Origin of the sequence: Streptomyces flavochromogenes, assembly GCF_000717595.1 — a bacterium.
In the GTDB taxonomy this organism is placed as follows: Bacteria; Actinomycetota; Actinomycetes; order Streptomycetales; family Streptomycetaceae; genus Streptomyces; species Streptomyces flavochromogenes.
The window spans coordinates 84,216-106,214 of record NZ_JNZO01000019.1; the positions used below are offsets into that span (position 1 = coordinate 84,216).

The window sequence follows — 21,999 nt, forward strand, 5'->3', positions numbered from 1 at the left end:
CATCCGGGACGGGGTCGGCAGACGTAAAGGAGCGTCAGGAGGAGTAAGGGCGAGCCCCCGGGAACACGGACGGGTCCGGGAGCGGGGGCAGGCCCGCCCTACTGCCCCGGGTCGCCCGTCGAGATGGTGAGGGTGAACTCGGCGTCCTTGGCCTCGATGTCCTGGCCCGCCGGCGGGTACTGCTCGAGGACGGTGCCCTCGCCGTACGTCGCCTCGTCCACCGGACGCTGGGTCATGAGCTTCCAGCCGGCCGCTTGGATGCACTCCTTCACCGACTGGATGTTCTTGTAGGTGAAGTTGGGGACCTCGAACTTCGCGGGGTCGTCGCTCGACTCGGTCGGCTGGGTGCACTTCTTCGGGTCGATCGTCTTGGTCAGGTCCGGGCCCTTGTGGCCGGGGGCCGCCGACTGGCTCTGCTGGGTCTCCGTGCCGCCCGTGCCACCCGTGGCACCGGCCTGGGGGTCGTCGTCCTTGTCCAGGTTGACGGCCGCGATGACGCCGCCGATCGCGAGCAGCGCGACGACGGCCGCGCCCACGATCACCGGCATGTTCCGCCGCGAACCGCCGCCCGCCGGGGAGGGCACGGGCGTGTGCACCGGGGCGTACGGCGCGGAGGCGGGCGCCTGGTAGGAGGCCTGTGGGGCGGGGGCCTGGGTCTGGTACCCCGGAGCGGGCGTCGGCGCCTGCTGCGGGTAGCCGTACGAAGGGGCGGGCGCCGGGGTGGCCGGACCGTACGGTCCCGGCTGCGGCGTCGGCGGCTGGTAGGGGTGCTGCACCCCGTGCGGTCCGGACTGCGGGGCCGGCGGCGGGGTCTGGCCGACGGGCGGGAAGACCGCCGAGCCGACACCCGAGCCGCTGCTGACGGGACCGCCGGGGACGATCATCGGGGCACCGGTCTGACCGGCGGAGAGCACCCGGAGGCACTCGTCGCGCATCGCGGCCGCGCTCGGGAACCGCTCGTTCGGGTTCTTTCGCAGCGCGCGGGCGACGAGCGCGTCCATCGCCGGCGTCACCGCCCGGTTGACGGTCGACGGGGCGACCGGCTCCTCCTGCACGTGCGCGTAGGCGATCGCCAGCGGGGAGTCGGCGTCGAAGGGCAGCCGGCCCGTCAGCAGCTGGAAGAGCATGATGCCGACCGAGTAGAGGTCGGAGCGGGCGTCCACCGCGCGCCCGAGGGCCTGCTCGGGGGAGAGGTACTGAGGGGTGCCGACGACCATGCCGGTCTGGGTCATCGAGGTGACGCCGGACTGCATGGCCCGCGCGATGCCGAAGTCCATGACCTTGACCACGCCGCGCTTGGTCTGCATCACGTTGCCGGGCTTGATGTCGCGGTGGACCAGGCCCATCTCGTGGCTGACCTCGAGGGCGGCGAGCACGTCGGCCGTGACCTTCAGCGCCTTGTCGGCCGGCATCGCGCCGTACTGCTGGATGTCCGAGGCGAGGACGGAGCCGAGCGGCTGCCCCTCCACGTACTCCATGACGATGTACGGCATGACGGCGCCGTCGAGGGTGTCCTCGCCGGTGTCGAAGACCGAGACGATGTTGGTGTGCGACAGCTTCGCGACCGCCTGCGCCTCGCGGCGGAAGCGCTCGCGGAAGGACTGCTCCCGGCCGAGCTCGGTGTGCAGCGTCTTGATGGCGACCTGGCGGTCGAGCGCGCTGTCGTAGGCCAGGTAGACCGACGCCATGCCGCCCTCGCCGAGAAGGTCGCGCAGCTGGTACCGGCCGCCCGCGACCGAACCGCCCGCATAGCGGCCCTGTGCGCCGTCCTGGCTCATCTGTGCTTCCCCCTACGCGCGCGTGGCGGCGTTGATCCGGAATTTCCTGGCCAAGTCTGCCCGAGGGCAGTGACACGTCAAGCCAGGTGCCCGTTCCGTGACCCTCCGCACAGGAAGGTTCCCCGAACCGTTTCCGCGGGGGCGGAGGAATCCTGCCGAATTTGCACAGGTGTACGTGGAAGGGGTTGGATGGCCGGTCCATCTCGGACCGTGGTGTCGTACGGAGCCTGTAGCGTGACGACTGGACACGGCACGACAGACGACGGCGAGGACTGATGGCACCCGAATCCGGAGCAGGCGGCGGTGTGCCGGAGTCGTCGGCGGAGTCCTGGGGCGTCGGCGGAGTCGTCGGCGACGGCCGCTACCGCTTGACGCACCGTCTGGGGCGCGGCGGCATGGCGGAGGTCTTCGCCGCCGAGGACGTACGGCTCGGCCGCACGGTCGCGGTCAAGCTCCTCCGCGCCGATCTCGCCGAGGACCCGGTCTCCAAGGCCCGTTTCACCCGCGAGGCGCAGTCGGTCGCCGGGCTCAACCACCACGCCATCGTCGCGGTCTACGACTCCGGCGAGGACCTCGTGGCCGGCCGGCCCGTGCCGTACATCGTGATGGAGCTGGTCGAGGGACGCACGATCCGCGACCTGCTGCTCAGCGCCGAGGCCCCCGGGCCCGAGCAGGCCCTCATCATCGTCTCCGGAGTCCTGGAGGCGCTGGCCTATTCGCACCAGCACGGCATCGTGCACCGTGACATCAAGCCGGCGAACGTGATCATCACCCACGGCGGCGCCGTGAAGGTCATGGACTTCGGCATCGCCCGTGCCCTGCACGGCGCGCAGTCGACGATGACCCAGACCGGCATGGTCATGGGCACGCCGCAGTACCTCTCCCCGGAGCAGGCGCTCGGCAAGGCCGTCGACCACCGCTCCGACCTGTACGCGACGGGCTGCCTCCTCTACGAACTCCTCGCGCTGCGGCCCCCGTTCACCGGTGAGACCCCGCTGTCCGTCGTGTACCAGCACGTCCAGGACGCCCCGGTCCCGCCGTCCGACGTCACGCAGTCCGTGCCGCCGGAGCTGGACGGTCTGGTGATGCGCTCGCTCGCGAAGGACCCGGACGACCGGTTCCAGAGCGCCGAGGAGATGCGCGGCCTCATCCAGTACGGCCTGCAGATGCTCCAGCAGCAGGGCGGTCACACCGGCACGTGGAACACCGGGCCGGTCGAGATGCACGACGGCGGTCACACCCCGGGCGGCGGCATGGCCGCGACGACCGCGATGGGCCACCCCATGCACGGCGAGACCGCGCAGCGCCCGATCCTTCCCCCGGTGAACCCGGAGGACGGCGGGTACGGCTACGACGGCGGTACGGGCGGGAACGGCGGCTACGGCCAGGACGGCTCGTACGGCTCGCACAACGGTGGCAACGGCCGCCGCGGCAAGATCTGGCTGTTCGCCGCGCTCGCGCTGATCGCGGTCGTCGCCGGTGTCGTCTACGCCCTCGACAAGGCGGGCGACGCGGGCAACCAGAAGGGCGGCACACCGACGCCGACGGTCAGCACCTCGCCGTCGACGCAGTCGGAGGAGCCGACGCCCTCGGACGAGCCCTCCGAGCAGCCGTCGACCGACTCGGGCACGAGCGACGGGGGCGTCACGGAGGCGCCGTGGCCGCCGCCGACCTCGTACGAGCCGACGACCCAGCCGCCGACCACGACTCCGCCGACGACCGAGCCGTCGAGGACGACCGAGCCGCCGACGGATCCCACGGACGAGCCGACGGAGCCGACGGGTCAGCCCACGAATCCCACGGGCACGCCGTCGACCGATACGCCCACCGACCCCACCGGGGGCGGCAACAACTCGGACCCGCCGCCCTCGGGCGGCGCCCAGACCGGCTGACCGGGCTCGGCCCGGGCTTCCCGGGCCGGACCCCGCCTCACCCCGCGAACGCGTCGCTCACCGCCTCGTACTCGCGGGTCCACCAGACCGCCAGGGCCGACACCGCGGGAAACTGCGGGTCGGCCCTTCGGTCGTGCAGCTGGTAGCGCCAGCGCAAGGTCCAGAAGTCGTTGAGCCGCTCCCACCACACCCGGTGCGCCGCCGCCGCCAGCTCGGCGCGGTCGGCGCCGGTCGCCCGCCGGTACGCGCGCGCGTACGCCCGGACCTTCTCCAGGGCCAGCTCGCCCCCCGGCCGTACGAAGAAGATGGCGGCGGCCCTGACCGCCTCCTCGGCCCTCGGACGGACCCCGAGCCGGTCCCAGTCGACGATCGCGGCGGGCTCGGCGCCCCGGTAGAGCAGGTTCAGCGGGTGGAAGTCGCCGTGCACCCAGCCGACGGCCGCGGCCGGCGGCGGCCGGTGGTGGGCGTGCTGGGCGAGAAGCCGGCGGCGCTCCCTGAGCCGGTGCTCGGCCAGCGCGTCGAAGCTGTCGCGGGGGCGGTGGGCACGGGCCAGGCGGATCAGCTCGTCGATGGCCCGGAAGGTGTCCTGGAGGTCGGCGCTGGCGCAGACACCGTCGTCGGCGGTCTCGGGCGCCCCGTCCGGCCCCGAGGGCTCCATGACCCGGTCCAGTGCCGTGTGGACCTGTCCGAGGAGGGTGCCGAGGCGCCGGGAGCAGCCGGTGGAGAGCTGGGCGCCGTCGCGGTGTCGGCCGTCGACCCAGGGGTGCAGGGCGTAGCAGTGGCCGTCGACGACGGCGACCGTGCGGCCGGTGGCGTCGGGCAGCGGCGGGGCGACGGGCAGGCCGAGGGCGTGCAGCCGCTGGGTGGCGCGGTGCTGGCGGACGATGGTGGCGCGGTCGGCAGTGGGGGCGTCCAGGTGCTGCTTGAGGAAATAGGTGCCGCGGGTGGTGGAGAGGCGGAAGCCGCGGTTGAGCAGCCCTTCGGCGACGGGCACGCAGGAGAGGGGTTCTCCGGCGTGCCGGTGGCGGCGGAGCAGGGCACCGACCGGAGGAGCGGGTGGGGCGTCGGCGGGCCGGGTCGCGCCCGGTCGACCACCGGTCCGCGGGGCGGGCGGTTGGGCCGATGGGGTGAGCGTTTCAGATGAGCGCGGCACCCGCCAGATGTTAGATCACGCTACGTGGTGGAGGTGTCGCCGGACGGAGTGGGCGGCGGGCCGGGTCACCGGGGTCTCGTTCGCGTAGTCGAGCGCGTGCACCGTCACGAACTGCGGTTCGATCCGCATGTAGACCGGGTCGAAGGCCTCGCCGTCCACCAGTTCCGGCTCGGCACCGAAGTTCGCGAGCTCCTTCGCGGTCGGCTCGACGATCTCGGCGGTGCCGGTGAACTGCACGGACCAGAGGTTCGCGGATCCGGAGCTGAAGTTGTCCGCGCCGTAGGCGACGACGCTGCCGTTGCAGGCGCGGTGGTAGCCGAGGCCCCGGTGCAGCCGGAGCAGGACGCACCCGTCGGCCACGATGTGGCGGGCGGGGGCGACGAACGGCATCGCCCGCATGCTCGTCGCCACCCGGCCGTACGACACGCGGCTGAGCAACTCGATGGCGCGGATCTCGTCGGTGGACATGGCATCCACTCTCCGCCACCGGCACCGTGTCGGAAAAGGGGCCCCCGCCCCGCTCTCACGGGGACGTAGGTCCCGAATCGGGGCCGCCGGGCGCACTCTGGCCCGTACGGGTGAGGGGTCCGAGCGGCCGGTCCGGCGTCACCGACGCCTCACGACGGGCTCCGGGCCCCGCCGTACGTCAGTGGCGTTCCGCCTGGAGCCGCGCCACGTAGGCGGCGGCCTGCGAGCGCCGCTCCATGCCCAGCTTCGACAGCAGGCTGGAGACATAGTTCTTGATGGTCTTCTCCGCGAGGTGCAGCCGCTCGCCGATGACCCGGTTGGTCAGGCCCTCGCCGATCAGGTCCAGGATCTTGCGCTCCTGCTCCGTCAGATTGGCGAGCCTGTCGTCACCCTTCGGATTGTTGCCGTCGCGCAGCCGCTCCAGGACGCGGGCGGTCGCCACCGGGTCGAGCAGCGACTTGCCGGCCGCCACGTCCCGTACCGCGTTCAGGAGTTCGTTGCCGCGGATTGCCTTGAGGACGTAACCCGAGGCTCCGGCCATGATCGCGTCGAAGAGCGCCTCGTCGTCCGCGTACGAGGTCAGCATCAGGCACTTGATGCCCTCGTCCTGCGAACGGATCTCGCGGCACACCTCCACGCCGCTGCCGTCGGGCAGCCGGACGTCGAGCACGGCGACGTCGGGACGGGTCGCAGGGATCCTGACCAGCGCGTCCGCGGCCGTCCCGGCCTCCCCGACGACCTCGATGTCGTTCTCCACGGAGAGCAGCTCGTGGACGCCGCGCCGGACCACTTCGTGGTCGTCCAGCAGAAATACCCGGATTTTTCCTTCTTCGCGCACGCTGCCAGTCTCACATATTGGCTCTTCCCGCGCCCGGGGTGCGCGGGATAACGTGCCGGATGTTCCGACGACGGTGTCGGGCCGTTGTCCATGCGCTGACCAGCAGCGAGTCCCCCTTTTCTCGATTTACTTGGAAATCCAAGCAAAATCGCAGGTCAAGTGGGGTTTCGCGGGAATGCTGCACTATGGGTAACGTGCCTATGACGGCGCTCGCCGGGGCACCTGTCACGCCCGACTCCGGCCGCGTCGCACCCACCCCGTGCGAAGGGTACGGATAAGGCGGAGCCGCACTGGCTTACCGGCGAACCCGGAGGCCGGACCGACGGAGGAGCACGCACGTGACCGTGGAGAGCACTGCCGCGCGCAAGACGACGCGACGCAGCAGCGGCGCCAAGCGCACCACCAGCGCCGCAAGCGCTAAGAAGGCACCGGCAGCGCAGGGCGCAGAGCCCGAGCTCGTTCAGCTGCTGACGCCCGAGGGAGAGCGCGTCCAGCACCCCGATTACGACATCGACCTGAGCGCCGAGGAGCTGCGCGGTCTCTACCGCGACATGGTCCTCAGCCGTCGCTTCGACGCGGAGGCCACCGCGCTCCAGCGCCAGGGCGAGCTGGGCCTGTGGGCGTCGCTGCTCGGCCAGGAGGCCGCCCAGATCGGCTCCGGCCGTGCCCTGCGGGACGACGACTACGTCTTCCCCACCTACCGTGAGCACGCCGTCGCGTGGTGCCGTGGGGTCGACCCCACCAACCTGCTCGGCATGTTCCGCGGTGTGAACAACGGCGGCTGGGACCCGAGCACCAACAATTTCCACCTGTACACGATCGTTCTCGGCTCGCAGACCCTGCACGCCACCGGTTACGCCATGGGCGTCGCCAAGGACGGCGCGGATTCCGCCGTGATCGCGTATTTCGGTGACGGCGCCTCCAGCCAGGGTGACGTGAACGAGTCGTTCGTCTTCTCCGCGGTGTACAACGCCCCGGTCGTGTTCTTCTGCCAGAACAACCAGTGGGCCATTTCCGAGCCCATCGAGAAGCAGACCCGCGTCCCGCTCTACCAGCGCGCCCGCGGCTTCGGCTTCCCCGGCGTCCGCGTCGACGGCAACGACGTCCTCGCGTGCCTGGCCGTGACCCGGTCGGCGCTGGAGCGCGCCCGCCGCGGCGAGGGCCCGACGCTCATCGAGGCGTACACCTACCGCATGGCCGCCCACACCACCTCCGACGACCCGACCCGCTACCGCCGCGACGCAGAGCGCGAGGAGTGGGAGGCCAAGGACCCGATCCAGCGCCTCAAGACGTACATGGAGAACGAGGGCCACGCCGACGCGGCCTTCTTCGAGGAGCTGGAGACGGAGAGCGAGGCGCTCGGCAAGCACGTCCGCGAGGTCGTCCGCGCCATGCCCGTCCCGGAGCACATGGCGATCTTCGACAACGTGTACGCGGACGGGCACGCGCTCGTCGACGAGGAGCGGGCTCAGTTCGCCGCCTACCAGGCGTCCTTCGAGGGCGGAGAGGCCGAGTAATCATGGCTGTTCAGAAGCTTCCCCTCGCGAAGGCGCTCAACGAGTCCCTGCGCAAGGCCCTGGAGACCGACCCCAAGGTCCTGATCATGGGCCTGGACGTCGGCAAGCTCGGCGGTGTCTTCCGGATCACCGACGGGCTGCAGAAGGACTTCGGCGAGGACCGGGTCATCGACACCCCGCTCGCCGAGTCCGGCATCGTCGGCACCGCGATCGGTCTCGCCCTGCGCGGCTACCGCCCGGTCGTGGAGATCCAGTTCGACGGCTTCGTCTTCCCGGCGTACGACCAGATCGTGTCCCAGCTGGCGAAGATGCGGGCCCGTTCGCTCGGCACGGTGAAGATGCCGATCGTCATCCGCATCCCGTACGGCGGCGGCATCGGTGCCGTCGAGCACCACTCCGAGTCCCCCGAGGCGCTCTTCGCGCACGTCCCGGGCCTCAAGGTCGTCACCCCGGCGAACTCCAACGACGCCTACTGGATGCTCCAGCAGGCGATCCAGAGCGACGACCCGGTCATCTTCTTCGAGCCCAAGCGCCGCTACTGGGACAAGAGCGATGTCGACACCGATGCCATCCCCGGCGAGCTGCACAAGGCCCGGGTCGCCCGTGAGGGCACGGACCTCACCCTGGCGGCCTACGGCCCGATGGTGAAGACCTGCCTGGAGGTGGCCGAGGCCGCCGCCGGAGAGGGCAAGTCGATCGAGGTCGTGGACGTGCGCTCGATCTCCCCGCTCGACTTCGACACCCTCCAGGCCTCGGTCGAGAAGACCCGCCGCCTGGTCGTCGTCCACGAGGCGCCGGTGTTCTTCGGCTCCGGCGCGGAGATCGCCGCCCGGATCACCGAGCGCTGCTTCTACCACCTGGAGGCCCCCGTCCTGCGGGTCGGCGGCTACCACGCGCCGTACCCGCCGGCGCGCCTGGAGGAGGAGTACCTGCCGGGTCTCGATCGCGTGCTCGACGCCGTCGACCGTTCGCTGGCGTACTGAGGAGAGCACCGTGACGATCCGCGAATTCAAGATGCCCGATGTGGGCGAGGGCCTCACCGAGGCCGAGATCCTCAAGTGGTACGTCCAGCCCGGTGACACGGTCGAGGACGGCCAGATCGTGTGCGAGGTCGAGACGGCCAAGGCCGCGGTCGAGCTGCCGATCCCCTTCGACGGCACGGTCCACGAGCTGTGCTTCCCCGAGGGGACCACGGTCGACGTCGGCCAGGTCATCATCTCGGTGAACGTCGGCGGCGGGGCGGCGCCCGAGGCGCCGGTGGCCGAGGCCGCTCCGGTCGCCCAGGCCGTGGCGCCCGCGCCCGCTCCGGTCGCCGAGGAGGAGGCCGAGCCGAAGGGCCGCACGCCGGTCCTCGTCGGCTACGGCGTGGCCGCCAGCTCCACCAAGCGGCGCCCGCGCAAGGCGGCGCAGGGCGCGGTTCCGGCCGCTCCCGTCGCTCCGGCGCAGGCCGCTCCGGCGACCGTCGCCGTCCCGGTGTCCGTACCGGAGCAGCTCAACGGGCACGGCCCGGGCGGCGGGCGCCCGCTGGCCAAGCCGCCGGTCCGGAAGCTCGCGAAGGACCTCGGCGTCGACCTGGCGACGGTCACCCCGACCGGCCCGGACGGCATCATCACCCGTGCGGACGTCCACGCGGCGGCCGCGCCGGCGCCCGCGCCGGTCGTCGAGGCCCCGGCCCCGACGCCCGTCGCCCAGTCCGTGGCCGCGCCGGCGGCCGCGCAGGCGGCTCCCGTCGTGTCGACCGACGCCCGGGAGACCCGTATCCCCGTCAAGGGCGTACGGAAGGCCACGGCGGCGGCGATGGTCGGTTCGGCCTTCACCGCCCCGCACGTCACCGAGTTCGTGACCTTCGACATCACGCGCACGATGAAGCTGGTCGAGGAGCTCAAGTCCGGTACGGACATGGCGGGCCTGCGGGTCAACCCGCTGCTTCTCATCGCGAAGGCCGTCCTGGTCGCCGTCCGGCGCAACCCGGAGATCAACGCGGCCTGGGACGAGGCGGCGCAGGAGATCGTCCTCAAGCACTACGTGAACCTGGGCATCGCCGCGGCCACCCCGCGCGGTCTGCTCGTGCCGAACATCAAGGACGCGCACGCGCAGACCCTGCCCGAGCTCTCGGCGTCGCTGAGCGAGCTGATCTCCACCGCCCGCGACGGGAAGACGACCCCGGCGGCGATGCAGGGCGGCACCTTCACCATCACCAACGTCGGCGTCTTCGGCGTCGACACCGGTACGCCCATCCTGAACCCCGGCGAGTCCGCGATCCTCGCGGTCGGTGCGATCAAGCTCCAGCCGTGGGTCCACAAGGGCAAGGTGAAGCCGCGTCAGGTCACCACGCTGGCTCTCTCCTTCGACCACCGACTGGTCGACGGCGAGCTCGGCTCCAAGTTCCTGGCGGACGTCGCCGCGATCCTGGAGCAGCCGAAGCGCCTGATCAGCTGGGCGTGACGGACAGCTTGGCCCGTTTCACGTGAAACGTCCGGCGGTGGCCTCGGCCACCGCCGGACGTCTTTCCACAAGGGTGGGGGAATGGACCTGCTCCTCGAACCTCCGCACGGCGCCGGGCCCGTGCGGCTCGGCATGACGCTCGACGAGGCGGTGGCCGCCGTCTCCCCCTGGGGTGAGCCCCGGGTGCGGACCCGGCCGAACCGCGTCCTCGTGACCCTCTCGACGGCCTGCGACCGTGTCGGCGGCGAGGTGCTCCTGGAGGAGCGGGACAGGGTCACGGCCGTCGAGCTGTGGTGGCCGGGGGAAGGCCGGGAGACCGCGACGCGGGTCCTCCTGGACGGTGCCGACGTGTTCCGTACCCCCGCCGACGAGTTGTTGCGGGGCCTCCCGGCTCGCGGGGCGGACGGCGAGTCCCCCTTCGTCCCCGGCCTCTCGCTCGGCTTCACCCGCAGCACCTCCCAGGAGGTCCCGCGCCGGCCGGACGGGCTCCCGGTGCATGTCACCTCGGTCCTCGTCGGTGGCGCGGACTACTACGACCACAGGCTCCCGTAGGCGCCCCCTCGTTCCAGGATGCGGACAGGGGGGTCTGTTGCACCTCTGTTGTATCTATGCTGTGCGCATGCCCTCCGCCCCGGCCAAGCAGGCCCCCGCAGCCGACCGTGTCTACATGCACGTCAAGCAGGCCGTACTCGACCGGCGCTACGAGGGAGGCACCCTCCTCACCGAGGGCGAACTCGCCCTCGCCGTAGGGGTGTCACGGACGCCCGTCCGGGAGGCGCTGCTCAAGCTGGAGATGGAAGGGCTGCTCAAGCTCTACCCGAAGAAGGGCGCCCTCGTCCTCGCCGTCTCCGCGCAGGAGATCGCCGACGTCGTCGAAACCCGGCTGCTCGTGGAGGAGTTCGCCGTCCGCCGGGCCGTGCCCGCCCCCGCCTCGCTCATCGAGCGGCTGGAGGAGCTCCTGGAGGAGCAGAAGCTGCGTGCCGCCGCCGGGGACCTCGCCGAGGTGGCGGTCACCGACCGGTGCTTCCACGCCGAGATCGTGCAGCACGCCGGCAACCAGATCCTCTCCCGCCTCTACGACCAGCTCCGCGACCGTCAGCTGCGGATGGGCGTCGCCGTGATGCAGTCCCAGCCCGACCGCGTCGCCAAGAACATCACCGAGCACGCCGAGATCCTCGACCGGATAAGAGCCGGCGACGCCGAGGGCGCGGCGCACTGCGTCCGCCAGCACCTCAGCTGGGTCAAGGTCCTGGTCCGGGGCGAGGACCGATGAGCAACCGCAACGGATACGGCTCCGCCGTCACCCTCCCCGGCGATCCGCCCGGCGGCCGCCGGGCGGCCCTCGTCTGGGGCGTCGGTGTCGCCGTCTACTTCGTCGCCGTCATCTTCCGTACGTCCCTCGGTGTCGCCGGCCTCGACGCCGCCGACCGCTTCGACGTCAACGCCTCCGCGCTCTCCACCTTCTCCATACTCCAGCTGCTCGTCTACGCGGGCATGCAGATACCCGTCGGCCTCATGGTCGACCGGCTCGGCACCAAGAAGGTCCTCGCCCTCGGCGTCGTCCTCTTCACCCTCGGCCAGCTGGGCTTCGCGCTCTCCCCGTCGTACGGCACCGCCCTCGCCTCCCGGGCGCTGCTCGGCTGCGGCGACGCCATGACCTTCATCAGCGTCCTGCGGCTCGGCAGCCGCTGGTTCCCGGCCCGCCGAGGCCCGCTCATCGGGCAGGTCGCCGCGCTCTTCGGCATGGCCGGCAACCTCGTCTCCACCGTCTTCATCGCCCGCGCCCTGCACGGCCTCGGCTGGACCACCACCTTCGTCGGCAGCTCCCTCGCCGGCGTGGTCGTCCTGGTCCTGCTGCTGCTCTTCCTCAAGGACCACCCCGAGGGACACGAGCCGCAGCCCGCCACGCACGCGGGCGCCGCCTTCGTGCGCCGTCAGATCGCCGAGTCCTGGCGGGAACCCGGCACCCGGCTCGGCATGTGGGTGCACTTCACCACCCAGTTCCCCGCGATGGTCTTCCTGCTGCTGTGGGGACTGCCGTACCTGGTGGAGGCACAGGGCCTGTCCCGGTCGACCGCCGGGACCCTGCTCACCCTGGTCGTCCTGTCGAACATGGTCGTCGGCCTCGCGTACGGGCAGATCATCGCCCGTCACCACACGGCTCGCGCCCCGCTCGCCCTCGGTACCGTCGCCGCGACCGCGCTGCTGTGGGCGACCACCCTCGCGTACCCCGGCGATCACGCCCCGATGTGGCTGCTCGTCACCCTCTGCCTGGTCCTCGGCGCCTGCGGACCGGCCTCGATGATCGGCTTCGACTTCGCCCGCCCGGCGAACCCGCCGGAGCGTCAGGGCACCGCGTCCGGCATCGTCAACATGGGCGGTTTCGTGGCCTCGATGACGACGCTGCTCGCCGTGGGCGTGCTGCTCGACGCGACCGGCGACAACTACCGGATCGCGTTCTCGTCGGTCTTCGTCCTGGAGGCCCTGGGGGTCGTGCAGATCCTGCGCCTCAAGGCCCGTACCCACCGCAGGGAACGGGACCGGCTCGTCGCCAGCAGGGTGGAAGCCGTGCACGTCCCCGTCTAGGGAACGCCGGACGTCGAACCGCCGGACCTCGACCGCCGGACCTCGACCGCCGGACGTCGAACCGCCGGACCTCGACCGCCGGACCTCGACCGCCGGACGTCGAACCGCCGGGCGTCGAACCGCCGCGGCGCGGACTAGCGCGGAGTCACCGCGAAGTTGTCGAGGATGGCCCGGGCCAGCGCCTCGTCGCCCTCCGTCTTGACCCGGTCGGCCACATCGGCCGGCCGGACCCGGCCGCAGGCGAGCCGCACGAACGTCTCCCAGTCCGTCGCGAGCGTCACCGCGGGGCCCAGCGAGGGCGCGCCGTCGATGGAACCCCGGCCCTCCGCGTCGACCCGTACGGTCCGCAGGAACTCCACCGGGCCGCTGACGTCTATGACCACGGCCGAAGAGGCGGGTGCCCCCGCGTCCTTGGCGATGACCTTCGGCAGGGCCTCCAGAAGCACGTCACGCGTCACGTGCGCGCCCGCCGAGTCCAGGTTGCCCGGCGTGCCGAGCGCGACCCGCAGGTCCTGCTCGTGCACCCACACGTCGAAGGCGCGCATCCGGTACGCCAGTTCCAGGGACTGCTCGGCGCCGAGGGGCGCGCGGATCAGGTGCTCGGGGGAGCGGTTCTCGTTGCGGAGCTGCCGGGCCCGGCGGATCAGGATGTACTCGAGCTCCGACGTCATCTCCGGCGCGGTGTGGTGCCGCCGCACGTCGACCTGGACCTCCATGTAGCGCGCGAAGTCACTGCGTACGTGGTAGAGGTCGCGCGGCAGGGAGTGGATCGGGCGCGGGTCGCCGAGCATCTCGGTCTCCATGCCGATCACATGGGACACGATGTCCCGCACCGACCAGCCGGGGCACGGTGTGGGCCGGTTCCACTCGCCCTCCACGAGCGGCTGCACCAGCTCGGCTATCGCCTCGATGGAGTGGGTCCAGGCGTCGGCGTAGTTCTGGAGGCTGGGATGGACGGTCACGGGACCCCTCGGCGGTTCTTCGGTGCGCGGGCTGAAAACACGACTGGGTGGGAGGCTCGGACGCTAAGTTACGCTGCCCGAAGGCACCCCGGCAGTGCTTTCGTGTGACGATCGTAGGCCGGTGTTGACGGCTCGAATGCCAGGACGGTGGTAGTGTGCGCGCCTCGCTGATCCAGATCGCGGTAGACCCGGACGAACCGGTCGACGCCCGACGTGCCCGCGTGGCCCGTCTCGTACGGGAGGAATCCGGCCGCGCCGACCTCGTCGTCCTGCCGGAACTGTGGCCCATGGGGGCCTTCGCGTACGAGTCCTTCGCCGCCGAGTCCGAGCCGCTGAACGGCCCCACGCACCGCGCGATGGCCGCCGCCGCGCGTGACGCCGGGGTCTGGCTCCACGCCGGATCCTTCGTCGAGGCGGAGGGCGGCGCGCTGTACAACACCTCGCTGGTCCTCTCCCCCGACGGCGAACTCGCCGCCTCCTACCGCAAGATCCACCGCTTCGGCTTCGACAAGGGCGAGGCGGTGATGATGGCCGCGGGAGAGGACCTGGTCACCGTCGACCTGCCGCACCTCACCGTCGGCGTCGGCACCTGCTACGACCTGCGCTTCCCCGAGCTGTTCCGCGGGCTCGTCGACGCGGGCGCCCAGGCCTTCGTCGTCCCGGCGGGCTGGCCGGCCCGTCGCCGCGCCCACTGGAGCCTGCTCGCCAGGGCCCGTGCCGTCGAGAACCAGGCGTACGTCCTCGCCTGCGGTACGGCGGGCACGCACGCGGGCGTGGAGCAGGCCGGTCACTCGATCGTCGTCGACCCCTGGGGCGAGACCGTCGCCGAGGCGGGCCCGGACGAGGAGACCCTCCGGGTGGTCCTGGACCCGGCGAAGGTCACGGCGACCCGCGAACAGTTCCCGGCGCTGAAGGACCGCGTGCTGGGAATCGCACCGCCGAAGCGGGGCTGAGGGGCCGGGAGCCACAGGGGCCCGGCCCGGAAGCAGTCCCTGACCGGACCCGGACCCGAAAGCGCCTCCCGCCCGGGGAAGCGGCCCCGGAGGCAGTCCGGGACCCGACTTGGACCCGCCCCGGACCCGACCCGGGACCCTGCCCCGGGGCCCGACCCGAAGCCGCCTCCCGCCCCGGGAAGCGGCCCCGGAGACAGTCCGGGACCCGACCAGGACCCGACCCGGCCCCTGCCCGGGACCCGACCCGGGAGCCTGCCCGGACCCCCGCCCGGGATCCGGCCCCGGAAGCGCCGCCGGCCCCGCAGTCGGCCCCCGTCGGTGCGGGGGCCGACGTGGGGCCGGTGCCTTTTCTCGTACGAGCTCCGCCGCGCAGGCCGCTACGGCTGTGCCGGGGCCTCCCGCCGGACGATCTCCGACTCGTCCGGGAGCAGGCCCGTCAGCTCCTGCCAGATCCGCTTCGGGGCGACGCGGCGCAGCCGGAACGGGCTGCCGGCCGCCGCCCCGCCCTCCGCCATCGGCTCGGCGGGCAGCTCGCGCAGCCAGTATCCGAGCGGACCGCAGTCCCAGGCGGCGACCGCGCGGGCCGTCACACCCGGCACCCCGTCCTGGCGGCCCTGCCAGGCCGCGGTCATCCGCCAGTTGGAGCGCACCTCCACGATCAGCTGCGAGAGCCGCGTGGCGGTGCCCTCCGCCGTTCCGGCCGCCCGCAGCGCCTCGACGACCAGGGACCGCTCGTCCGCGCCGGGCGTCGACGCGGCCTTCTCCAGGGCCTGGAGGCCCGCCTCCAGGACGCCGACGGTGGTCTCGACGACCTGCTCCTCGGTGTTGCCGGCGCCCGCGGCGTCGGACTGGCGCAGGGCGATCAGGTCGGCCAGCGTCCACACCACGGTCCGCGGCTCGACGAGCCGGTAGACCGCCTCCTCCTCGCCCGGCCAGGTTTCGTGGCAGACGACGTGCTCGTCGCCGATGAGCAGCCCGTGGTGCAGGGTGCCCTGCCGGCCGCCCGCTTCCAGGGAGACGATCACGGAGGGGTTGACGAGGGTCTGCATCAGGGGCAGCAGGAGCGTGGACAGCTCCCCGGCCCCGCTCATGAGCCCGGCGTCCCGGAGCCGCGCCTCGGCGGGCGCCATGGACTCCGGGACCGGCTGACCGGTCGCCAGCTGGGCGAGGACGAAGACCTCGTCGTCGGCCAGCCGGAAACGGGATCGGGTCACGTCGAAGGAAGGCATGTGTCGCTCACTCGGGTAGGCGGGGACGGCGGACAGGGCGGGCAGGGCGGGCAGGGCGGGCAGGACGGATGGGTCCGGGGGCGGGGAATCAGTACGTCGCCTCGGTCCAGAAGTGGGTCACGCGGGAGATGCCCGCCTTCACCGCGCCGATCCGGGTCAGGGTCGACCGGTCGACGCCCGCGAAGATCAGTCCGAGGGCCAGGTCCCCGCCCTCGGCGCGCCCTTCGACCCGCACGGAGAGCCGGCGGTTCTTGCCGCGCCCGGTCTCGCGGACGGTCATCCGGACCCCGGGGTCCTCGTCGTCGGGCTCGCGGGTCAGGACGTAGGCGTTCTTGTCGAGGGCCGCGAGCCGGTACTGGTCGCCCGCGTACTTCATCTCCAGGGCGCGCTGGTCGAGCGTGGCGCCGAATCGGTTCCGCGAGACGTACACCATCCGGTCGCCGACCCGCAGCGTGGACCGGTTCAGGGTCGGCAGCTTGAGCCCCTCGGCATGCATCCCGCGGGCCTCGAACGAGGCCACGGGGAGCAGCCCGCCGCGCACCTCCGAGACGAGCGTCTCGGGGTTGGTGCGGGGGAGGGGAGCCGTCAGCGTGATCTCGCCGAACTCCGGCGAGACCCCCTTCCAGCCCGCGCTGTAGTTGTGCCGGTTCCCCTCCTTCCAGGCGTGGAGTTCGAACGGGCTGACCTGGGTGTGCATGAACGGATTCCTCTTCGGTCTCAGGGATCTCGGGTCTCGCGGTCGGCGTCAGTCGAAGGGGTTCAGGGCACTGCCCAGTTTCTTCGCTCCGCTCGCGATCCCGGAGCCCACGTCGGACGCCTTGTCGCCGATCCAGTCCCCGGCCTCCTCGATACCCTTCCCGATGGCCTCGTGGTTGTCCCAGATGAGCGCGGCTCCGTAGGCCACGCCGGTGCCGACGGCGAGGCCGAGGGTCACCGGGTTCGGGGCGACGGTCAGCGCCGTCATCGAGGCGCTGAAGGCTGTTCCGGTGAGGTCCGAGGCGAACTTCGCCGGGTCGGCCTTGATCATGTCCGAGTTGTACGTGGTGAGGTTGGCGATGCCGTACGCGGTGGCCGCGACGCCGCCGACGACACCGGCGCCGCGCAGCACGCCGGCCGCCTTGGCGGCGTTGGCGAGACCGCCGTTCTGCGCGACCTTCAGGAGGTTGGCCTCGGCGGCGGTCGGCATGAAGAAGGCGCCGTTGCGCATGAACCCGCCGAGCATGGCGGCCTCGTCCGAGCCGGTCAGCGCGGTCGCGAGGCCCGGCGGGATCTTGGTGAGCAGGCTGCCGGGAGCCGCGCCCGCGAGCCGCATGTTGAAGTGCTTGGACAGGAAGGTGCCGGGCGCCGTCGGGTGGACGAACGGCGGCCGGATCGCCTTGGACAGCTTGTACGAGTACAGGCCGGCCGCGGTCAGGGCGCCCGCGAACGCGCCCGCCGTGACGGTGCCCTTGGTGAACCCCGCGACCAGGTCGGCCAGTTTCTCGTTGCCGGTGAGCTTGGCGAGGCCGTCGCGCTGAAGCCGCTGGACGTAGTCGTCGAGCGTCTCGTTGTCCTTCATCTTCAGCCAGGCCAGGTTCATCCGGTCGTCCTTGGCCTTGTCGTCGGCCGCGGCGACCTTCCCGGCGTCACCGTTGAACCCGGTGCCGGCGGTGGCGTCGTTCTTGTTGCCCTGGCCGTCCTTGACCACGGCCTCCAGGTCCTTCTTCAGGTCCTGGTCGGCGAGGTCGAAGGCCTTGACGCAGCCGTCGATGTGCTCGGTCCAGGCCGTCTCGGCCTCCCGCACGCTCTTGGCGCCGTCCGGGTCGTGGTGCAGGGCGCTGCGCTCGCTCGGCGAGAGCCGCTCGTAGTCGTAGGCGACCCTGCCCTGCTCGGACACCTTCATCCCGGCCTTGACGGCGTCGGCGCGGGCGTTCTCCAGCTGCTTCTTCAGCTCGGTGAACTGCTCGTGGGCGTTGCGCAGCACCGTCGCGGTGGCCTTCGCCTGGGTCTGGGCGGCCTGGTACTCGTAGCGGGTGGCCGCGAAGTTGGTCTGCGCGGCGGTGGCGCTCTCGCCCAGCCAGGCCTGGGAGGTCGTCAGCGATTCGACGCTGTCGCGGTAGCGCTCCTCCACCTTGTGCAGGTCGCCCGCCATCTCGGTCCACTTGTCGGCGGTGGTGGCGAGCTTGCCCAGGTCGGTCGTCATGATCTCGGAGTACGTCAGCATGTACGTCCGCCCCCTCAGTACTGCTCGATGCGCGAGGTCGGCCTGACCCCGGCGAGACGGGCCCGGTTGTCGAGCTCCTGCTGGCCGAACGTGAGCGCCGTGCTGCGCAGGGCGGTCTTCTCGGAGGCGAGGCGGGCGAGGAGTGTCTTCACCTGGCTGTCCCAGGTGGTCTCGACCGTCTTCAGGCCGGCCGCGGTCGCCCAGCCCTCGAAGCCGCCGACGGCGGCGGTCGTGGCGGCGTCTGCCACCTTGGCGGCCTTGGCCGTGTCCGGTTCCAGCTCGTTCTCGATGGTGTTTGCCGCCGCCTTCTTCTTTGCTGGTGCGGTAGCGAGGCTGGGCGGCCCGCCGGACGGGCCGCCACCGCCGCCGCCGTCGAGCTGGTTCAACCGCATTCCGACGGGGGCTTGTTCGGTCGCGCCGGACCGTATTCCGGCCCAGTCCTCGTCAAAACCCATGCCGCTGCGCCCCCATGAGAAAGAATGATCATCACTTTGCAGGTGCACCGTATGTTTCCGTGGTGAAGCCCGGGATGCAAGGCTGGATATCTCCTGCCTGGTCAGAGCGTGATGCCCTGAAGCGACGCCCCCGGTTTCCCGCCCGGTTTCGCCTTCGCCTCCTCGTCCGGCTCCGCTCCCAGGGCCGGCGCGTACTCCGCCCAGGCCGCCGCCAGTCTCCGTACCGCCTCCGTGAGCACGTCCGGCGGCAGCAGGAAATGCAGCCGCAGGTGCCGGACGCTGCCGCCGAGGGCATCGGCGGTCGCACCCGGCAGGACGGCCACCCCGTGCCGGAGGGCGACCTGGGCGAAGGAGACGCCGTCGCCGTGCGGGAGCCGCACCCAGAGGGTCTGGCCGCCGGTCGCCGGGGCGCAGGACCACGACGGGAGGAGCCGGGCGAGCTCGCCGCGCAGATGGGCGTGACCCGCGCGGAGGGTGCGCAGCCGGGCGGCCCGTACGGACCCGAGATCGCCGAGGAGACGCACCGCGACCAGCTGGGACGGCACGTCGCAGCCCAGGTCGTGCAGGGCCTTCAGCCGGGCGAGGCGGGCGATCAGCGACGCCGGGCCGCGCACCCAGCCGATCCGCAGCCCGCCCCACACGACCTTGCTGAGCGAACCGACGGCGATCACCTCGCCGTACGCGGAGAGGGGCAGCGGCTCCCGCGCCGTGCCGAACGCCAGGTCGGCCAGCACCTCGTCGTCCACGAGCGGCACCCCCAGCGCGTTCGCCGCCTCGACGAGCCGGCGCCCGGCGAGCGGCGGGAGCACGGTGCCCGTGGGGTTCTGGAAGCGGGCCACCACGTAGGCCAGGGCGGGACGGTGCCGTTCCATCACCCGTACAGCCTCCGCCACGTCGAGCCCGTCCGGCCCGACGGCCACGGGCAGCGGCACGGCCGCGGCCTCCCGGAACAGATCGAGCGCCCCCGGATACGTCGGCGCCTCCACCAGCACCCCGTCCCCCGGCGCCAACAGCAGCCGGGCGAGCAGGGAAAGCCCCTGCTGCGCACCGGTGGTGACCAGGATCTGCCCGGGTCCGGTCGGAACGCCCCGCCCGGCGTACCGCGCGGCCACCGCCTCCCGCAGTACGCCGAGACCGGCCGGGTGGTAGCCGAGGTCCCCGCCCGGCAGGACGAGCGAGTGGTACGCCTCCGCCAGCTCGGGCGGCGGCTCCGCGGGGGCGGCGCAGCTCAGCAGGATGACGTCGTCCGGCGCCTCCAGGAGATGCAGGAACAGCGGGTTGGACGTCTCCGTCACGCGGGGCGCGTCCCCCGCCACGGCCGCCGCCGGCGCGAGCGCGGCCCGCGCGACCCGGGTCCCGCTGCCCTGCCGCCGTACGAGCCGCCCCTCCTGGCGCAGGGTGTCGTACGCCGCGACCACCGTCGTACGGCCCACGGCCAGGGCCTTCGCGAGCCGCCGGTCGGGCGGCAGCAGGCTGCCCGGGGGCAGCGCACCCTCGTCGACGAGGCGGCGCAGCCGGGCCGCGAGCAGCAGGTAGAGGGGCCCGCGGCCGGCGGACCAGCGGCCGAGCCGCGAGACGAGGTCGTCGGGATCAGGAGAGTGGGCGATTGGCTTCATGGCCGAACCAATCTGCCGGGATTGGACCTGGGAAGACAAACGCGCTGTCCACAGACTGAGTTCATGAGCACCGACTCCACGTCCGCCGTGTCCGCAGTCCCCGCCACGGCCTCCCCCACGGCCGCCTCCTCGTCGTCTCCCCGCCCCGAGACCCTCGCCGTCCACCCCCCGCACGTGGAGATCACCGGCAGCCGGCCCCTCGGCGTCCCGCTCCACCAGGGCCATGTCTTCGCCTTCGACTCGGCCGACGCCCTCGCCACCGCCTTCACCTCCACGGAGGCCTTCCTCTACAGCCGCCACGGCAACCCCACCGTCCGCACCCTCGAGGACGCCGTCGCCCGCCTCGAAGGCGGCACCGCCGGCGTCTCCTTCGCCTCGGGCATGGGCGCGGTGAACGCCGTCCTCCTCGGCCTGCTCGGCAGCGGCGGCCACGTCATCGCCCAGACCTGCCTGTACGGCGGCACGTACGCGGTCCTCACCGACCTCGCCACGCGCTGGGGCGTCGACGTCACCTACGTCTCCGGCACCGACCCGGAGGAGGTCCGGGCGGCGCTGCGCCCCGAGACCCGGCTGCTCTACCTGGAGACCATCGCCAACCCGACCACCCGGGTCTCCGACGTGCCCGCGCTCGCCGCCGTCGCCGCCGAGGCCGGGGTCCCGGTCGCCGTCGACAACACCTTCGCCTCGCCGCTCCTCTTCCGGCCGCTCGACCACGGCGCCGACATCGTCATCCACTCCGCGACCAAGTACCTGTCCGGGCACGCGGACGTCCTCGGCGGCCTCGCCGTCTTCAAGGACGCCGGGCTGTACGGGCGGATCCGCCACCACGCGGTCGAACAGGGCGCGTCCACCGACCCGTTCGCCGCCTGGCTCACCCTGCGCGGCATGCAGACCCTCTCCCTGCGCATGGAGCGCCAGTGCGCGAGCGCCGCCGATCTGGCGGCCAGGCTCGCCGCGCACCCGGCGGTGGCGGCCGTACGCCACCCCGCCCTCGCCGACCACCCGGACCGGGCGATCGCCGCGCGCCTGCTGCCCGACGGGGGAGGCGGCGTGATCTCGGTCGACCTGGCGGGTGGCCGGGAGGCGGGCCGCACCTTCGTCGAGGCGGTCCGGCTCGCCTCCCTCAGCGTCTCCCTCGGCGATGTGAAGACCCTGGTGATGCACCCGGCCTCCACCTCCCACCACCAGCTCGACGCGACGGCCCTGGAAGCGGCGGGGATCGGCCCCGGCACGGTCAGGATCTCCATCGGCATCGAACACGTCGAGGACCTGTGGGCGGACCTGGAGCAGGCGCTGGAGAAGGCCGTCTAGGCGTCCGCCGCGTCAGTCCTCCCGCTCCCGCTCGGCCATCCGGATCACGCACACCGCGACAGCGACGAGCAGCGCGGCGTCCGCGTCCTCGCGGATCACGTTCACCGCGTAGGTCTCGCGGACGTGGAACCACTGCCGGGAGATGTGGGCCAGGAGTTCACCCTCGTACTCGACGGTGAACTCCCGGTCCAGGATCCGGCCGCTGACGTCGAGCTCCGTGCCCTCGACCAGCGTCACCCGGTAGTGGTTGCGCAGCAGCGAGAGCCGCTTGCGGCGGACGGTCGCGAGCGGCCGCTCGCCGCGCTCGATCGTCATGGCGTCCCGCAGGCTGAACATCTTCTGCCGCAGGGTGATCAGGACCTGCCCGTCGGGGTCCTTCAGCTCCAGGGTGTCGCGCAGGCGCAGGGCCTTGCCGTCGACGAGGAAGGCGTGGCGGCCCTGCTCGTCCTCGATCCAGTAGTCGTCGCCGATCGCGAAGATCTTGTCCCGTACGAGATATTTCACGCCGTTATGCTGCCCGCGCGTCCGGTGTCTCTCACCCGGATCCCACCCGGATCCCACCCGGATCTCCCGGGGATCTCACCCTGACGTGT

At 72.1% G+C, this 21,999-nt stretch carries 20 protein-coding genes; 9 read left to right on the forward strand and 11 right to left on the reverse strand.

Features of this window, described 5'->3' with window-relative positions:
* Window positions 1–98: 98 nt before the first annotated feature.
* On the reverse strand, window positions 99–1,778 hold the full coding sequence (locus tag IF00_RS0124205; RefSeq protein ID WP_030321337.1) for a protein kinase domain-containing protein: 1,680 nt from the start codon (window positions 1,776–1,778) through the stop codon (window positions 99–101).
* A 275-nt stretch (window positions 1,779–2,053) separates the two neighbouring features.
* Between IF00_RS0124205 and IF00_RS0124210 the strand changes: the two genes are divergently transcribed.
* Window positions 2,054–3,670: a protein kinase domain-containing protein gene (locus IF00_RS0124210; RefSeq protein ID WP_037638963.1), complete on the forward strand. Its 1,617-nt coding sequence runs from the start codon at window positions 2,054–2,056 to the stop codon at window positions 3,668–3,670.
* Between the two features lie 37 nt (window positions 3,671–3,707).
* On the opposite strand, the gene IF00_RS0124215 is transcribed toward IF00_RS0124210, so the two are convergent.
* The 3 genes from IF00_RS0124215 to IF00_RS0124225 form a co-directional block, all read right to left on the reverse strand.
* Window positions 3,708–4,706, reverse strand: coding sequence for a phosphotransferase (locus IF00_RS0124215; protein ID WP_051820593.1), 999 nt, complete (start codon window positions 4,704–4,706; stop codon window positions 3,708–3,710).
* Between the two features lie 132 nt (window positions 4,707–4,838).
* The gene (locus tag IF00_RS0124220) at window positions 4,839–5,291 is read right to left on the reverse strand and encodes a pyridoxamine 5'-phosphate oxidase family protein (RefSeq protein WP_030321344.1); all 453 of its coding nucleotides are present in this window, start codon (window positions 5,289–5,291) and stop codon (window positions 4,839–4,841) included.
* A gap of 178 nt (window positions 5,292–5,469) precedes the next feature.
* Window positions 5,470–6,129, reverse strand: a complete 660-nt coding sequence (locus IF00_RS0124225) for a response regulator (protein WP_030321346.1) — start codon at window positions 6,127–6,129, stop codon at window positions 5,470–5,472.
* Window positions 6,130–6,467: 338 nt separating this feature from the next.
* Between IF00_RS0124225 and pdhA the strand changes: the two genes are divergently transcribed.
* From pdhA to IF00_RS0124255, 6 genes are all read left to right on the forward strand, one after another.
* On the forward strand, window positions 6,468–7,646 hold the full coding sequence (gene pdhA / locus IF00_RS0124230) for a pyruvate dehydrogenase (acetyl-transferring) E1 component subunit alpha (protein ID WP_030321347.1): 1,179 nt from the start codon (window positions 6,468–6,470) through the stop codon (window positions 7,644–7,646).
* A gap of 2 nt (window positions 7,647–7,648) precedes the next feature.
* Window positions 7,649–8,629, forward strand: a complete 981-nt coding sequence (locus IF00_RS0124235) for an alpha-ketoacid dehydrogenase subunit beta (RefSeq protein WP_030321349.1) — start codon at window positions 7,649–7,651, stop codon at window positions 8,627–8,629.
* A 31-nt stretch (window positions 8,630–8,660) separates the two neighbouring features.
* Complete coding sequence (locus IF00_RS0124240; RefSeq protein ID WP_051820594.1) at window positions 8,661–10,091, forward strand: dihydrolipoamide acetyltransferase family protein; 1,431 nt, start codon at window positions 8,661–8,663, stop codon at window positions 10,089–10,091.
* Between the two features lie 81 nt (window positions 10,092–10,172).
* Window positions 10,173–10,643 carry a hypothetical protein gene (locus IF00_RS0124245; protein WP_030321353.1) on the forward strand — a complete coding sequence of 157 codons (471 nt, stop codon included), beginning with the start codon at window positions 10,173–10,175 and terminating at the stop codon, window positions 10,641–10,643.
* Between the two features lie 67 nt (window positions 10,644–10,710).
* Window positions 10,711–11,364 carry a GntR family transcriptional regulator gene (locus tag IF00_RS0124250; RefSeq protein WP_030321354.1) on the forward strand — a complete coding sequence of 218 codons (654 nt, stop codon included), beginning with the start codon at window positions 10,711–10,713 and terminating at the stop codon, window positions 11,362–11,364.
* Window positions 11,361–12,677 carry an MFS transporter gene (locus IF00_RS0124255; RefSeq protein WP_030321355.1) on the forward strand — a complete coding sequence of 439 codons (1,317 nt, stop codon included), beginning with the start codon at window positions 11,361–11,363 and terminating at the stop codon, window positions 12,675–12,677. The genes IF00_RS0124250 and IF00_RS0124255 overlap by 4 nt, the downstream gene beginning before the upstream one ends.
* A 134-nt stretch (window positions 12,678–12,811) precedes the next feature.
* Here the strand turns inward: IF00_RS0124255 and IF00_RS0124260 are convergent, their stop codons facing one another.
* On the reverse strand, window positions 12,812–13,639 hold the full coding sequence (locus IF00_RS0124260) for a maleylpyruvate isomerase family mycothiol-dependent enzyme (RefSeq protein ID WP_030321358.1): 828 nt from the start codon (window positions 13,637–13,639) through the stop codon (window positions 12,812–12,814).
* A gap of 155 nt (window positions 13,640–13,794) precedes the next feature.
* Between IF00_RS0124260 and IF00_RS0124265 the strand changes: the two genes are divergently transcribed.
* Complete coding sequence (locus tag IF00_RS0124265) at window positions 13,795–14,592, forward strand: carbon-nitrogen family hydrolase (protein WP_030321359.1); 798 nt, start codon at window positions 13,795–13,797, stop codon at window positions 14,590–14,592.
* Between the two features lie 377 nt (window positions 14,593–14,969).
* Here IF00_RS0124265 and IF00_RS0124270 read toward each other — a convergent pair whose 3' ends face one another.
* The 5 genes from IF00_RS0124270 to IF00_RS0124290 form a co-directional block, all read right to left on the reverse strand.
* Window positions 14,970–15,821, reverse strand: a complete 852-nt coding sequence (locus IF00_RS0124270; RefSeq protein ID WP_030321361.1) for a hypothetical protein — start codon at window positions 15,819–15,821, stop codon at window positions 14,970–14,972.
* Window positions 15,822–15,909: 88 nt separating this feature from the next.
* Window positions 15,910–16,518, reverse strand: a complete 609-nt coding sequence (locus IF00_RS0124275) for a hypothetical protein (RefSeq protein ID WP_030321362.1) — start codon at window positions 16,516–16,518, stop codon at window positions 15,910–15,912.
* Window positions 16,519–16,566: 48 nt separating this feature from the next.
* Window positions 16,567–18,024 (reverse strand): hypothetical protein, encoded by a 1,458-nt coding sequence (locus IF00_RS0124280; RefSeq protein ID WP_030321364.1) that lies wholly within the window; start codon window positions 18,022–18,024, stop codon window positions 16,567–16,569.
* 14 nt (window positions 18,025–18,038) lie between these two features.
* A complete protein-coding gene (locus IF00_RS0124285; protein WP_030321365.1) occupies window positions 18,039–18,479 on the reverse strand; it encodes a hypothetical protein in 441 nt (146 codons plus the stop codon).
* 101 nt (window positions 18,480–18,580) lie between these two features.
* Complete coding sequence (locus tag IF00_RS0124290) at window positions 18,581–20,095, reverse strand: aminotransferase-like domain-containing protein (RefSeq protein ID WP_030321367.1); 1,515 nt, start codon at window positions 20,093–20,095, stop codon at window positions 18,581–18,583.
* A 63-nt stretch (window positions 20,096–20,158) separates the two neighbouring features.
* Here IF00_RS0124290 and IF00_RS0124295 point away from each other — a divergent pair, with 63 nt between their 5' ends.
* A complete protein-coding gene (locus IF00_RS0124295) occupies window positions 20,159–21,406 on the forward strand; it encodes a trans-sulfuration enzyme family protein (protein ID WP_030321369.1) in 1,248 nt (415 codons plus the stop codon).
* Between the two features lie 12 nt (window positions 21,407–21,418).
* On the opposite strand, the gene IF00_RS0124300 is transcribed toward IF00_RS0124295, so the two are convergent.
* A complete protein-coding gene (locus tag IF00_RS0124300) occupies window positions 21,419–21,910 on the reverse strand; it encodes an LURP-one-related/scramblase family protein (RefSeq protein WP_030321371.1) in 492 nt (163 codons plus the stop codon).
* Window positions 21,911–21,999 lie beyond the last annotated feature (89 nt).